The organism is bacterium (assembly GCA_026416715.1).
Classification (GTDB): Bacteria; UBP4; UBA4092; order JAOAEQ01; family JAOAEQ01; genus JAOAEQ01.
This window is the reverse complement of sequence record JAOAEQ010000002.1, coordinates 72,299-87,080: the sequence shown is the minus strand read 5'-3', so window position 1 is coordinate 87,080 and position 14,782 is coordinate 72,299. Positions and strand designations below refer to the sequence as shown.

At 39.5% G+C, this 14,782-nt stretch carries 10 protein-coding genes and 1 tRNA gene; 10 read left to right on the top strand and 1 reads right to left on the bottom strand.

Translation table 11 applies throughout. The annotated features are described in order from the left end of the window. Positions 1 to 21 precede the first annotated feature (21 nt). From hisS to N3A72_01360, 7 genes are all read left to right on the top strand, one after another. On the top strand, positions 22 to 1,278 hold the full coding sequence (hisS, locus tag N3A72_01390) for a histidine--tRNA ligase (GenBank protein MCX7918263.1): 1,257 nt from the start codon (positions 22 to 24) through the stop codon (positions 1,276 to 1,278). Positions 1,279 to 1,491: 213 nt separating this feature from the next. Continuing rightward, a complete protein-coding gene (locus N3A72_01385; GenBank protein MCX7918262.1) occupies positions 1,492 to 2,217 on the top strand; it encodes an amidohydrolase family protein in 726 nt (241 codons plus the stop codon). A 61-nt stretch (positions 2,218 to 2,278) separates the two neighbouring features. After that, the gene (locus N3A72_01380; protein MCX7918261.1) at positions 2,279 to 3,022 is read left to right on the top strand and encodes an amidohydrolase family protein; all 744 of its coding nucleotides are present in this window, start codon (positions 2,279 to 2,281) and stop codon (positions 3,020 to 3,022) included. 183 nt (positions 3,023 to 3,205) lie between these two features. After that, positions 3,206 to 3,296, top strand: a tRNA-Ser gene (locus N3A72_01375). Positions 3,297 to 3,507: 211 nt separating this feature from the next. After that, positions 3,508 to 7,620 (top strand): PAS domain S-box protein, encoded by a 4,113-nt coding sequence (locus tag N3A72_01370; protein MCX7918260.1) that lies wholly within the window; start codon positions 3,508 to 3,510, stop codon positions 7,618 to 7,620. A gap of 66 nt (positions 7,621 to 7,686) precedes the next feature. After that, positions 7,687 to 8,340, top strand: a complete 654-nt coding sequence (locus tag N3A72_01365) for a response regulator transcription factor (GenBank protein MCX7918259.1) — start codon at positions 7,687 to 7,689, stop codon at positions 8,338 to 8,340. Positions 8,341 to 8,654: 314 nt separating this feature from the next. Further along, positions 8,655 to 9,797 carry a PAS domain S-box protein gene (locus N3A72_01360; protein MCX7918258.1) on the top strand — a complete coding sequence of 381 codons (1,143 nt, stop codon included), beginning with the start codon at positions 8,655 to 8,657 and terminating at the stop codon, positions 9,795 to 9,797. Positions 9,798 to 9,822: 25 nt separating this feature from the next. On the opposite strand, the gene N3A72_01355 is transcribed toward N3A72_01360, so the two are convergent. Continuing rightward, positions 9,823 to 10,776, bottom strand: coding sequence for a sugar phosphate isomerase/epimerase (locus N3A72_01355; GenBank protein MCX7918257.1), 954 nt, complete (start codon positions 10,774 to 10,776; stop codon positions 9,823 to 9,825). 474 nt (positions 10,777 to 11,250) lie between these two features. Between N3A72_01355 and N3A72_01350 the strand changes: the two genes are divergently transcribed. The 3 genes from N3A72_01350 (at position 11,251) to N3A72_01340 (ending at position 14,777) form a co-directional block, all read left to right on the top strand. Then, positions 11,251 to 12,252 (top strand): DUF362 domain-containing protein, encoded by a 1,002-nt coding sequence (locus N3A72_01350; protein ID MCX7918256.1) that lies wholly within the window; start codon positions 11,251 to 11,253, stop codon positions 12,250 to 12,252. A gap of 78 nt (positions 12,253 to 12,330) precedes the next feature. After that, a complete protein-coding gene (gene amrS, locus N3A72_01345) occupies positions 12,331 to 13,467 on the top strand; it encodes an AmmeMemoRadiSam system radical SAM enzyme (GenBank protein MCX7918255.1) in 1,137 nt (378 codons plus the stop codon). Positions 13,468 to 13,667: 200 nt separating this feature from the next. Then, the gene (locus tag N3A72_01340) at positions 13,668 to 14,777 is read left to right on the top strand and encodes a SpoIID/LytB domain-containing protein (protein MCX7918254.1); all 1,110 of its coding nucleotides are present in this window, start codon (positions 13,668 to 13,670) and stop codon (positions 14,775 to 14,777) included. The last annotated feature ends 5 nt before the right edge of the window (positions 14,778 to 14,782 follow it).

Below are 14,782 nucleotides of genomic sequence, written 5' to 3'. Positions count from 1 at the left end.
TGTGCAATGCTTTTTTATTCTATGTCAATCTCAGCACCTCGCGGAACAAAAGATGTACTCCCACCCGAAACTGCAATATATTACTTTATTGAATCAACTGCGCGACAGATTTTTTCATTATACGGATATGCGGAAATCCGTACCCCGATTTTTGAATATACCGAATTGTTCCAAAAAGGAGCAGGAGAAGCAACGGATATCGTCTCTAAAGAAATGTATACTTTTCCTGACCGGAAGGGGAGATTGTTAACACTCCGACCTGAAGGAACGGTTGGAGTAGTCCGTGCATTTCTAGAACATAAACTCGGCAACCAGGCGCCGATAACGAAACTCTATTATCTCGGACCGATGTTTCGTTACGAACGCCCACAAGCAGGTCGGTTCCGGCAACATACACAAATTGGTGCGGAATGTCTTGGAAGTCTCGCGCCAAGTTTAGATGCAGAAGTGATTGCGATGTTCCGTCAATTCGTTACTGCGCTTGGCTTAACGAAATTTACGGTGTTAATCAATAGTATCGGGTGTAAACAATGCCGACCGAAATATCGGCAGGTATTACGTAACTATTTGCAACCGCATTTAGAAACCTTATGTGCAGACTGCAAGATTCGTTTTGATCGAAACCCACTGCGTGTGATGGATTGTAAGGTTGATTCCTGCCAACCGATAGTATCGAAAGCTCCGAGTAGTCTAGATTACCTATGCGGTGAATGCAAGAACCATTTTGCAGATGTTAAAAAGTATTTAGAGATATTAAAAGTAGAATATCACATTGCCCCGAGGTTAGTGCGTGGCTTGGATTATTACACCCGGACAGTATTCGAATGTCAGGTTGAATCGCTCGGAGCGCAGAATGCAATTGGCGGCGGCGGACGATATGATGAACTTGCCGAAATTCTCGGCGGACCAGCCATTCCCGGATTAGGATTTGGAACAGGAGTAGAACGATTAGCGCTAGCGTTAGCGCTTCAGAAAGTTACACGACAGATGCAGGAAGAGATACCGATTGTTTTCATAACTCTCGGTCAACCTGCATTCGATTACGCGATTCCGTTAATTGCGGAATTACGGAATGCTGGAATTCCAATTCAACTTGATTATCGGCAGGGAAGTATGAAATCGCAGTTGCATTTTGCGAATCGGCTTGGTGCAAAACGAGTGGTTATTCTCGGCGAAACGGAATTAACCAATCAAATCTGCATCGTAAAAGATATGACCACCGGCGAACAGAAAACCATTCCTCTTGCCAACCTGAAAACGATACTAACCAGTTGTTAAAATTAAGTTTGTGAATTTTTTAAGACTTTAGGATATAAAATAATTTAGCGTAAGCAATAATAAGTAGTTAGACATCAACTTGCCTTCTTGAAAGCTTACCTACTAATGTTGTTAGAAAGATTAAGGATGATGGTAAATAGAAAAGGAGTATAGTTGCAGAGTAGTTAATTCTCAATTATACTATTTTTTCAAATTTTGAGTTAACATTTGCTTATGTCAACAGAAATAATCGATGGAAATACTTTTTTTGGATTCTATCCGAAACGGAATCTGGATACTTCAGTTACGCAGTTGTTGAATATGATGAAAAAGAATAACATATCCCGCGCGATAACTATATCTCTGCAGAGCATCCATTATGATTATCGGCTCGGAAATCAGGAAACAATTGAAGTAGCCCAAGCCAATCCGAATTTAACTCCAGCGTTTAGCGTTGACCCGCGAGAATATTTTGGTTGTTTCGATGAAATCAACCTGCGTGCAAGTCAGGGATGCAAACTCATTCGGCTATTTCCGGAGGTGCAAGGATGGCATTTCGATGCTGCGCCGCTTCCGAAAATCTTGCGGGCGATTGCGGATGCAAAGTTAATCTTGATGGTCGAATCCCGCGCCTGGGGTGTAGCTACGAAATATGCGGAACTCGCACAACGATATGGTTTCCCGATTATTTTAACTGGAATATCCTATTTTAATTTCGGTGAAGCACTCGAGTTGCTCAAAACCGTTCCGAAGGTATATCTTGAACCCCGAATTCTCGATACTCCAGACGGCATCGATTTAGCGGTTAAAGAAGCCGGCGCTGACCGGCTGATTTTCGGCTCACATGCACCGTTTGATTATATCGAGCCGGCGCTGATGCTGATTGAGCGCTCGCATATTTCGCAAGAAGAGAAATCGTTGATTCTCGCTGAAAATATTAAAAAACTTTTACAAATTTAAAAAGCATTTGATTTTTTCATCTGTATAATCTGTTGCTAATAATCGGTATAATTTCTTTTTTATGAAAAAGATTGATATACATGCACATTATGGATATTGGCCATTTCCGATTTTAGCAGAATCAGAATCGGATGCATTGCGAATAATGCAAGAAGCCGGAATCGAGAAATGCATTTTTTCTTCTGCGAAAGCAGTCCAATATGATTTCGTTGCTGGAAATGCGGAATTAGCCCCGTTACTTGACCGTAACCCTGAATGCTATGGTTATATAACGTTGAATCCAAATTATCTTGTGGAATCCGAGAAGGAAATTGAGAAATACCATACGCATCCGAAATGGGTTGGAGTAAAACTGCATCCGTCATATAATGGTCATCCGATAGATTCAGCAGCAAATATCAAGCTAATTACAATGGCGGAGTCAGCGAACCTCCCGCTTCTCATTCATACGTACGATTTTGGAGATGCAGCACCACGGCGGGTTCTGAGTGTTCGCGAGCGATGTCCGGATATCCCGATAATCATGGCACATATGGGCGGGAATAACTGGAAAGAAGGGATTGACGTCGCTGAAAAGACGGATAAGGTTTATCTCGATATCGTCTGTAGTGTTTTCGACTATGATAAGGTCGGAGAAGCGATTGACCGGGTCGGGGTTAATAAACTAGTTTTTGGAACCGATTTAACCTTAATTCATCCGGCAATCGCTATCAGCATGTTCGAAGCTATAAACTTAACCGAGGCTGATAAAAAGAAAATCTATTATACTACCGCATTAAAAATATTCCCGAAACTCGGCAACTAGATTCACCGAAAGTTCTACCTTCCTTGTCCGTCTTAATCATTAAAAGGTATAATTAATACATATTTAATGGTATATAGTTAAACCACGCTAAAGCACGGAATAACGAAAGAACTGAAAAAAATTAGTTCTTCTATCCTTTTGCATTTTCTTCCCTCCGTCAGGTTTATCTAAGGGTTAGGGTGCGGAGAGATGTCCGAGTTGGTCGAAGGAGCACGCCTCGAAAGCGTGTAGGGTCTCGTTGCCCTCGTGGGTTCGAATCCCACTCTCTCCGCCAGTTTTCGTCGAAAACGAAAATCAGGTTGCCGGTTGAGCTTTCCGAAAGAACCTACTCCTATATAATTCACATTGAGCAATTTTCTTATCTCGATTTAATTTTTTCACATTTTTCCCCCTTGACGTAACCTGCAAGTTATGTCTACAATTAAGAACCGATTGTGAGTCGTTTTAGCTAATAAATTCATCCATCATAAACGAGGTGAGAAAGTATGGATAGTAAAACTGCTAAACAATTGAATCAAAAAAATCCTGTTCCGGATTTTCATCAGGAAAGTACGGTAAATCGTGACTTAGTATTGATAACGCTTGGCGCGATTATCGTATTCATTATTGTAGATGCGTTGATTGTTTATACCCCGCTCGTTGCGCTGCTCGAACATACTGGATATCTCCAGATTATGCGAATCCTTATCATACTGATGCTCTTGGGAATAGGATTGAGTATCTTTTCATGGCGACGTTGGCGAGAGTTAGAACAGGAATATCGTCTATATCAACAAGCAACTGATGTTATCAAGCAAAAGGAGGCAGAACTTCGTGCGCAATATCAAGGGTTCCCAATACCAACCTATACTTGGCAAAAACAAGGGGACGATTTCGTTCTGGTTGATTGTAATCACGCTGCGGAAAATTTTACCCAAGGTGGCATTCGCCAGTTTATTGGAAAAACTTTGCGTGAATTAATTGGTAATCGACCAGAGATACTCGCTGATTTTGAAAAATGCTTTGCTGAAAAAGGTGTTGTTAAGCGTGAAATCACATATCATTTTCAAAGTATTGGTGAAACGAAGATTTTCAACAGTAGTTACGTCTATATCCCTTCAGATATTATTATGGTTCATACCGAGGATATCACGCAACAAAGATTAGCGGAACAATCGCTGCGCGAGAGTGAAATGCGATATCGCACGATGGTCGAAAATGTCAATTTTGGCGTATTTCGAAACACGGTGCAAGGTCAGTTCATTTTTGCGAACCGCGCAGTAGCTGCAATGCATGGTTATGATTCTGTCGAGGAGTTTATCCAGGTTCCAATCCCTACACTCTATCAGAACCCTGAAGAACGCCAACAGTATCTTGAAGAACTAAGGCAAAAAGGGGAACTAAAAAATAGAGAGGTTCGATTACGAAAAAAAGATGGGACAATATTTTGGGGTTCAGTAACCGCGCGAGCGCAGTTTGCACCCGATGGAACTATTGCATGGATTGATGGCGTTATAGAAGATATCACACTTCGCAAACAGATGGAGTTGGAATTATTACGGAACCAGATTTTTCTTGATTCGGTCGTTGAGAATATCCCGAATATGATGTTTGTTAAAGAAGCGGAAAATCTCCGATATGTTCGAATTAACCGCGCGGGGGAAGAGTTACTTGGGTATAATCGAAAAGAAATCCTTGGGAAGAATGATTTTGATTTGTTTCCTATAGAAGATGCAACATTATCTACCATTAAAGACCAGGAAATACTTGCTGGAGAAAAACTGGTTGATATTCTTGAAGAACGAATTGAAACAAAGTATAAAGGGTCGCGGATTCTGCGAACGAAAAAAGTACCGATTTACGACCCAACCGGCAAACCGAAATATCTTTTAGGAATTTCGGAGGATATAACGGAACAAAAATTAGCGGAAAAACGCCTACGGGAAAATGAAGCTATATTATCTACGCTCATGAATACATCACCAGATTCGATGGCTCTCCTCGATACAAACGGGAATGTTTTGATGCTAAACAATGCCGCGGCAAGACGGCTTAAAAAGTCGGTTGATGACCTTATCGGAGTAAACATTTTTGATGTTTTTCCGCCAATAGTCTCCGGAAAAAGAAAACAATATTTCGAAACGGCTATTCGAACCGGCAACGTTGTTCGATTTGAAGATGAACGAGATGAGATGGTATTTGATAATCAATTTTGTCCAATATTAGATAGTACGGGAAAAGTAGGTCAAGTTGCGGTTTTCGCTCGAGAAATTACTGAACAGAAACGGAATGAACGAATTCTCCGTGCTTCAGAAGAAAAATTCGCTACCGCATTTAATTCCAGCCCAGCATTAATGGCAATTAACGACTTAGAAAACCAGGCATTTCTTGATGTCAACGAAGCTTTTCTCAAGACGCTCGGATATCAACGAGAAGAGATCATCGGGAAAACTCCGGTTTCGCTTAATGGTTTTCCTAATATCACTGAATATTACGATGCGTTAACATTACTGAATGAACAAGGTCGATTTCGTAACGTGGAAATTAAAATGAGGACGAAAACGAAAGCAGAACGTATCGGATTGTTCTCCGGTGAAATAATCGAAGTCGCAGGTAAAAAATGTATTCTTACCGCTGCATATGATATTACTGAACTCTATAATGCCAAACAAGCTCTTCAGGAAAGTGAACAGCGGTATCGGTTACTGTTAGATTTAGCACCGTACCCGATTATGATTCATCGAAATGGGATCATGGAATATGTCAATCAAGCGTGCTGTAAAGTATTACATGCGAATTCTCCTGAACAAATTTTGGGGAAACCACTGCTCGAATTCGTTACACCAGAATTTCAACCGTTAGTTCGAGACCGTATCCGAATGATGCTTGAACAAGGAAAAGAAGCGCCGCTTATCGAATTAAAACTCAAGGGGATTCATGGTGAAGTAATCGATGCAGAAATTGCGTCTATACCTATTCAATATCTCGGTAGTCAATCAATTCTGGTTGTCGGTCGTGATATAACGGAAAAAAAGAGACAGCAAGAATTCCAACAAGCGATAACAGAATTAGGTGAAAAAGTCGGGGCAGCTGTTACTCCGGAAATGGTGGCCCAAGAACTAGTTGCAACCGCAGATCAATTTTTCGGGTGGGATTCCTGCGCGGTCCGGATATATGATGAAGAGACAATGACTGTTTCGAATCTCTTAGCGTATGATATTATCAACGGAAACCGCGAATTAGTTACTGCAACTTTACCAGCACAGTTCAGTCCGATGACCAATAAAGTTTTTGAAGAGGGAGCAAAACTATTGACAGAAACAGAAATAGCGCAACTTCCGGAAGGAGTATTAATTCCGTTTGGTGATGTTTCTCGATTTCCGAAAACTATGATGTTGGTTCCGATACGAAGACAAAATACTAATATCGGGATTGCTACTATTCAAAGTTATATACCGAATAAATATACCCAGAATGATTTAACGCTGTTCACGCTTCTTGTGAATTATGCTAGCGGAGCGTTAGATCGAACATTAGCGCGAGAGAAACTTCGGCAAAGAGAACGGCGATATCGGCGTGCGATCGCGTTAGCAAATGCTGTTCCGTTTGAGTTAGACCGCACAAGTATGACTTATACTTTTATAGACGAAGGTATCAAAGAACTGACCGGATATTCTAATAAGGAGATAACTATTGAACGGTGGAAATCATTAATCCAGCACGTAGAATTATGTGGAAAACTTGCAGGGATGCCTTTGGAAGAAGCGATTGAACGTTCAAGGCTCGGTGAGATTACTGAATGGCAAGCAGAAGTCCAGATTACAACCCGATCTGGGCAAATGAAATGGATTGCAGAAACGAATGTTACCGAACTAAATTCGTTTGGGAATCCTGTACGTACCCTTGGTATTCTACAAGATATAACGGTTCGAAAACTTGCTGAAGAAAATATGAAGCAGTATCAGGAAGAATTACGCAGATTAGCTGCAGAACTTACGCTGACCGAAGAGCGAGAACGGCGGCAAATAGCACAAGCATTGCATGATAATATTGGCCAGATATTAGCGTTATGTAAAATCAAATTAGGTGAACTAGAGGTTGCTCCGGCGATATCAAAACTGAGCGATGAGATTCGCAGTCTAATAGAACAAGCGATTCAATATATCCGAACCTTAACCATTGAATTGAGTCCTCCAATTCTTTATGATGTAGGGTTTGAAGCAGCAATAAGATGGCTTGCCGAACAGATACAATTGCAGTATAATATACCAATTCGGGTAAAGATTGAGCTGAAATCGCAACCGTTACCGCATAATTTACAGGTTCTATTATATCAGCTAATCCGCGAGTTACTCGTTAATGTTGGGAAGCATGCACGAGCACGTCATGCTAAATTAACGTTGCAACAGGAAGGACATGTGCTTAATATCCAAGTAGCTGATAACGGCATTGGCTTTTCAATATTTGAATTTGATATAAATTTAATGAAAGCCGGAAAATATGGATTATTTAATGTTCAAGAGCAGATTAAAAATATCGGTGGGAACATGCAGGTGATGTCTGCGCCTGGAAAAGGTACTACGGTAACGTTATCGGTGCCTTTGAATCAGGTTGAATAAGTGAAATAGGTGAACCGTAATCTATAGTAATTGTGTTTAGCCATAATTTGTGTAATCATATTTAAGATGAAAATAAAAGTTCTGTTAGCGGATGATCATACTCTAGTTCGGCAAGGATTATGTTCTTTAATTGCTCGAGAACCGGATATGCTTATTGTCGGGGAAGCATATAACGGGAGAATCGCAGTGCAATTGGTTCACGAACGACGGCCGAATGTTCTTGTTATGGATGTTGCAATGCCGGATTTAAACGGAATCGAAGCCACTCGCCAGATTCTTACTAAGTATCCGGAAGTGAGAATTATCGGTCTCTCAATGCATTCCGACCGAAGGTATGTTATGGAAATGTTAAAAGTTGGCGCAGCAGGATATTTACTTAAAGATTGTGCATTTGAAGAATTAATTACAGCGATTCGTACCGTAAACTCGAATCAAATTTATTTAAGTCCACCGATAGCGGATATAGTTTTAAAGGATTATATCTATCGGTTAAAAAACAATGATGCTTCCGTGTATTCGATTCTAACAGCCCGAGAACGAGAAGTACTTCAGCTTTTAGCTGAAGGGAAGAGTACAAAACAAATTGCAGCATCATTAAAAATTAGTATTAAAACCGTTGAAACCTACCGTCAACAGATTATGGATAAACTTAATATCTATTCAATTGCAGACCTTACCAAATACGCGATTAAGGAAGGACTGGTTTCTCTAGACACATAAACCAGAATCTTACCTGAGGAGAACACAGAGTTCGCAGAATAGCATAACTGCATAATTACCTAGTTCGTAATTTTAATAATTAGTTTTTTCTGTAGGTTTTACGTGTTCTGCGCTTGAATTTTCAGTCAGGTTTTTCGTAATGCCAACTCAGGGATTCCCCGATTTACAACCCCGCATATATACAATAGAATTGTGTATTATAAATCTTATTAAATAGAACAAAAATATTTAAAATATCTCCAAGGAATAGAGTTAAGCAGTTAAATAAATTTAATTTTCGTGTAATTTTTATGTAGATTATTATAATAAGATTTATGGCTCATAAAGAGACGTTGAACGTAAACAACTATTTTGAGCAAAATAGTGAGAATTATTTACTATTAATAGATAATTTAGCGGATGGGGTGGCATTAGTTCAAGATGGAAAACATATTTTTGTTAATCAATCATTTGCGAAAATCTTCGGATACGCGCGAGAAGAATTGATTGGGACAGAATCAATATTACTGATTGCTCCTGAAGAATTAGAAAGAATGCGTGAACAGTTTGAGAAACGACGTCAGGGAGACATGCTACCGTCGCATTATGAAACGGTTGGAATCCGTAAAGACGGACAGCGAGTATATCTTGAAGTATTCGGTTCTATGATAAATTATGCTGGAAAATTAACTAATCATGTTACGGTTAGAGATATATCCTATCGAAAGCAAACAGAGGAGAGAATCCAACAATTAAATCAGCAGCTGGAACGACGTATTTTAGAATTATTAATAGCAAATCAAAGTTTAGCTGAATATGATTATACTATTTCTCACGAATTACGTACTCCTTTGCAGAACATTAAAGGAGCTTGGCATATTTTGAATGAATATTATTCATCCCAGGTAGATAGCCAAGGAATAGAATGTATTCGGTTAATTGAAAAGAATATTAAAATTATGGAAACGCTGATTGAAAATATTCTCACGTATGCGAAGTTTGGCCGAGCTGCGCTCCATTTTCAAGAGGTTGAATTATCGGAATTAGTCCAATCGTTATATGCAGAATTAAGCCAACAGCAGCCGGAACCACACCGGAAACTGGTTATGCATATGTTACCAAAAGCATTTGCTGACCCGGTTATGTTACGGGAAATATTATTCAATCTTCTCGAAAATGCATTTAAATTTACGCAACACACACCGCAACCAATAATCACCATCGGTGGTCGAGAAGAAGCAGACCAAGTAGTTTTCTATATTAAAGATAATGGAATAGGATTAGCCAAGGAAGATATTGAAAAAATATTTGATATTTTCCATCGCGGGAATAATTCCGCAGAATATACCGGGAGCGGGTTGGGATTAGCGATTGTTCGTCGTGCGATTCAGCGCCATCAGGGTCGTATTTGGGCAGAGAATAACGCTGATGCGGGTTTAACGATTTATTTTACTCTTCCAAAACCAGCAGAAGGATAACTCCAATTTTTTATCTTGCAGGATTTTACTCCTTTTTTGGAATATTAAGTTTTGTTAGGATATCAAAAACTCGATTGAGACAGACTTGCGACGCTTCTTCACCAAGCGAAGAAAATTCCGTTCCACCCGGAAGGGATAACTTTGATTCCGATAATTCTTTTTTCGGTCGCCAATGGGTTTCTAAAGATACCCCACCGCGATAATTCAAGTTAATGAGCGCCTGCAGTTGCCCCTGCCAATCGATCCATCCCTCTCCTATTGGTACGCATTTTGGTTCTCCACCTTCAGGTAGGATTTGTTTTAAATTTTGCATTTTGTATTTAGCGTTTACCCGGATAGCATCTTTGATATGCAGGTGAATAATCCTTGTAGCGATATAGTTAAACCCATTGGGATAAGGTGGCTCAGTTACTCCAGCGAAAATTTCATTGCACGGGTCCCATAACGCATAAACTGATTGCGAATGAGATCCTGTGTATTTCAGATTTGAATCCAATATCTCCATAAATTGGGCAAGTTCTTGACCGGTTCCAACCAAACAAGAATGTTCATTTTCAATTGCAAGTTTTATATTCTCTTTTTTGGCTAGTTCAACCGCTGAACCAAATCGGTTAATGAGCAAATCCCAATGTTGTTCAAGGGAAAGATTTTTTTTCCAGAAGGTAAAAATGCGGATGATATTAGTATTCAACTGATGCGCTAAATTGATACACCGTTTCAAAAAATCTAGATGTTCCTGATATTCATCTGCTTTATCAATATGACATTTAAAAACTGGTGATGCAATACAGGTTACCTTCAATTCCGTTCGTTTCAGTAGCTCTTTTATTTTCCATATATCAGATGTATCCAATGCTTGTGGTGGTTTATCCCACACCGAACGAAGCTCAACGAAATCAAGATTATTCTTTTTTGCGAATGCTACCGCTTGTTCGAAATCTTGCGAAATTTCGTCAGTTATAATCCCTAATTTGAACATGGTATACCCTAAACGTAAAAACGTACAAACATGTTGTTCGTTCTTCCGAGTTTAGTGTTACAGTTTTTTAGTTCATGGTGGTTAAATATGGTTCCGACGTGGATTGTCAATTATCGATTGTTAAGAAACCAAATTACATTAAAACCTATCATCAATTCGCATGATGTGATTTTATATATCAACAACTAAAATAAGATACATTTATTTTTTTTGTCAACATAAAAATAGGTTTTGTGAATCTTAGAACGAACAGCAAACAGTATAATCGGTTTTAAAGTTATTCCTCTGTATTAATTGAAATTTACCGCAGGAAGTGATACTATAAATATGATAGAATTAGTTGAGATAAAATGTGTGTAATTCATTGGTAAATGGTTGTAAATATTACCGGTTACGGTATTTAAAATAGCAAGAATTCATCAATTTATATAGCGTGGTTTAATATTTGCAAACCTAATGTAACATTCGTTTCTTATGGAACAAACCAGACGTGAATTTCTCCGTAATTCAATGCTAACCAGTATTGGGCTGGTTACTGGTGGAAATAGTCTTTTATTTAGTTTGTTCAGTCAACTTTCGCGGTTAAAATCGCGAGTGGTTATCTACAGAAATGATAAAGTGTTTTCTAAACAGGGCACACTCGATTTTCAGGTGCTGCAGCAGATGGTGAATCAATCTATTCTACGCTTAACCGGTTTAACTACACTGCGTGATGCTTGGGGTAAGTTTTTCTCACGTCGAGATATCGTTGGTATCAAAGTTAATACGCTCGCTGGCAAACAATTATCAACCCATCCGGAACTAGCACTAGCGATAGCGTATAGTTTACGTGATGCAGGACTACCAGCGAATCAGATAATTATTTTTGACCGGCAGAATAATGAACTTCAGACCGCGGGATATCAACTGAATTATTCTCGAACTGGTATCCGTTGCTATGGAACCGATACTTCTGGCATCGGCTATGAACTAGAACCGAAAGTTTATAATAGTATTGGAAGTTGTTTTTCTCGAATCCTGACAGAACAATGTACTGCGCTCATTAATGTTCCGGTTTTGAAAGACCATGGTATAGTTGGAATTAGTGGAGCAATGAAAAATCTTTATGGTGTAATTCATAATCCGAATAAATACCATGATAACCTCGGAGATCCATATATTGCTGATTTGAACTGCATGCCTACAGTTCGAGATAAAATGAAATTGGTTATTTGTGATGGGTTGGTTGCGCAATATCATGGTGGCCCCGCATATAAATCACAGTATGCGTGGTATTATAATGGAATAATCGTTTCGACCGACCCGGTTGCTCTTGATTATCTATGCTGGCAAATTATTGAACAAAAACGAAGAGAAAAGGGGTTTCCCTCGTTGAAAGAGCAGGAACGTGAGCCAATCTGGATTGCGACCGCTGCGGAGAAAGAGAGAAATCTGGGAACGAACCAACCGAATCAAATTGAAGTGGTATACGTGTAAAAAAGCTAGTCGGTAAAGAGCGTAAAAAAAATTTACCATTCGTGATTGTATTTTTGTTTCTTAACGGTTAGAGAAGTTATGAATAAGCAAAATAAAATAACCCGCCGACAATTTGTTACAAGAACAGGACAGATATTAGCCGCAAGTACTCTAACTCCACTATTATCGCCATTGATACCATCAGCGGAAACAGTGCCGTTGTTGTCGAAAAAAGAAGCAAAGTATTGGAAAAGATTACCGGAGAAGCGAGTCGAATGTATGCTATGCCCGCGTGCGTGTAAAGTTGATGATATGGAACGTGGGTATTGTGGAGTTCGAGAAAATCAGGATGGAACCTATTATACGTTAGTTCATTCGAATCCCTGTTCAATCCATATTGACCCGGTTGAAAAGAAGCCGTTTTTTCATTATTTACCTGGAGCGCGAACCTTATCTTTGGCGACCGCAGGATGTAATGTTAATTGTGCGTTTTGCCAGAATTGGGAAATATCCCAAGCACGACCGGAACAAACTGATAATATTAACCTGCCACCAGAAGAAGTTGTACGACAAGCGGTAGATAATGGATGTCCAATTATTGCGTTCACCTATACCGAACCGGTAGTGTTTATAGAGTATTGTTACGATATTGCGAAGCTTGGGAATCAATCAAACCGTAAATCGGTCATGGTAACTAATGGCTATATTAACCCTGACCCGATGAAACAACTCTGTACCGTTTTAAGTGCAGTAAAAGTTGATTTAAAAGCATTTACCGAAAGGTTCTATAAAGAGATAGTTGGTGGGAAACTACAGCCAGTTCTCGATACCCTGAAGTTGTTGAACCAACTCAAGATATGGTATGAAATTGTATATCTAGTTGTTCCGACGCTGAACGATAATCCGTCAGAAATCACGGCGGTGTGTGCTTGGATAAAATCAGAATTAGGTGTAGATGTTCCGCTGCATTTCACGCGTTTTAATCCGATGTATAAACTGAAAAATCTTCCACCAACTCCAATTCCAACGTTGGAACGATGCCGGGATATTGGTCGGGACGTAGGGTTACGTTATGTTTATATCGGGAACGTACCAGGACATGAAGGTGAAAATACCTATTGTCCGAGTTGTAAAAAAATCGTTGTTCAACGAATCGGATTTCGTGTGCTTCAGTTTAATATTAGCGGCGGAAAGTGTCGGTTCTGCCAAACGAACATAGCCGGTGTGTGGACATAATCATTTGCCGCAGAGTATGGAGAGAGTGCAAAGAGGTTATCATGCAAAATCCAAATAAATCGTTCTATCTATTAATCAAAATAAAAAAAATATTTATTTGGATTTTTATTTTATATTTATGTGAAATTGGGATATTGACATTGGGAAGTCCCCGTTGTGGGGATATCTTGGTGGTGAAATGTTTTGGAGGTGAATTAAATATGTCAGGGGATACGGCACGTGTATTAATTCTGGAAGACGTAAAACAGATAGAGCTTGGATCAACGGTAGATATGATTATCTATGATATGGAAGATAACATAGTTGATACATGCGATAAAAACCCGATTATGATCCAGGTCAGTGGAATAGGATTTGCTGTAAATGGGAAAAAAGTGAATCAATCGAGTTTAAAAATTGTACCTGTAAAAAATACTGGTGATACTACTCAACAGAAAACGGTTCCTTTGCTCATTGTGAATGGCAAGAAATATCGTGGTGAATTTAGACTTTACAATACTGGTAAAACTATGCAAGTGGTAAATGTTCTAGATATAGAGGAATATCTTTGCGGAGTCGTTCCGCGTGAAATGCCATTTTCTTGGCACATTGAAGCGTTGAAAGCGCAAGCGGTTGCAGCACGGACCTTTACCTACAACCGCTTGTTTACCCGAAATGCGAGAAATAAAAATTATGATTTACTACCGACTATTGCCGACCAAGTGTACGGTGGATATACTGATGAACGGGAATCATGTAATCTGGCAATTGCTGCAACGTGTGGCGAGATTTTGGTATATAACGATAAACCGATTTATGCTTGTTATCATGGGAATAGCGGCGGGCAGTTGGAAGATAACGATGATGTTTTCGGAGGACGAATACCCTATCTATGCAGGAAACCGGATAAATATGCGGTTCCCAGCGCTACCTATCATTGGTCAAGAACCATATCGGCAGCAGAAATCAGAGCTCGATTACATGATAATGGTTTAGCCATAGGTACAATTAACGACATCGAATTAACTACCGTAGCTGATTCTGGTCGGGTTCGAGAGATAACCATAGTTCATTCGCTTGGGAAAACAAGATTGTCCGGACCAGAGTTTCGGAATAAAATGGGAACAACATGCATTCGGAGCACGCTATTTACTCTTGAAAAACAAGGTGAATCCTATATATTTCGAGGGACTGGAAGTGGACATGGTGTAGGAATGAGTCAGTGGAGTGCAAAAAATATGGCAGAAGCTGGAAAGGATTATCAGGAGATACTAGCTTATTTTTATCCGGGGACAACGTTAATAAATATACATAATTCCAAATTGCAATAATAAAA

Excerpts from the sequence above, each read along its gene's own strand:
- N3A72_01350 (MCX7918256.1), top strand. The coding sequence starts at position 11,251 with ATGGAACAAACCAGACGTGAATTTCTCCGTAATTCAATGCTAACCAGT.
- N3A72_01380 (MCX7918261.1), top strand. The coding sequence starts at position 2,279 with ATGAAAAAGATTGATATACATGCACATTATGGATATTGGCCATTTCCG.
- N3A72_01365 (MCX7918259.1), top strand. The coding sequence starts at position 7,687 with ATGAAAATAAAAGTTCTGTTAGCGGATGATCATACTCTAGTTCGGCAA.
- hisS (MCX7918263.1), top strand. The coding sequence starts at position 22 with ATGTCAATCTCAGCACCTCGCGGAACAAAAGATGTACTCCCACCCGAA.
- amrS (MCX7918255.1), top strand. The coding sequence starts at position 12,331 with ATGAATAAGCAAAATAAAATAACCCGCCGACAATTTGTTACAAGAACA.
- N3A72_01370 (MCX7918260.1), top strand. The coding sequence starts at position 3,508 with ATGGATAGTAAAACTGCTAAACAATTGAATCAAAAAAATCCTGTTCCG.
- N3A72_01340 (MCX7918254.1), top strand. The coding sequence starts at position 13,668 with ATGTCAGGGGATACGGCACGTGTATTAATTCTGGAAGACGTAAAACAG.
- N3A72_01360 (MCX7918258.1), top strand. The coding sequence starts at position 8,655 with ATGGCTCATAAAGAGACGTTGAACGTAAACAACTATTTTGAGCAAAAT.
- N3A72_01355 (MCX7918257.1), bottom strand. The coding sequence starts at position 10,776 with ATGTTCAAATTAGGGATTATAACTGACGAAATTTCGCAAGATTTCGAA.
- N3A72_01385 (MCX7918262.1), top strand. The coding sequence starts at position 1,492 with ATGTCAACAGAAATAATCGATGGAAATACTTTTTTTGGATTCTATCCG.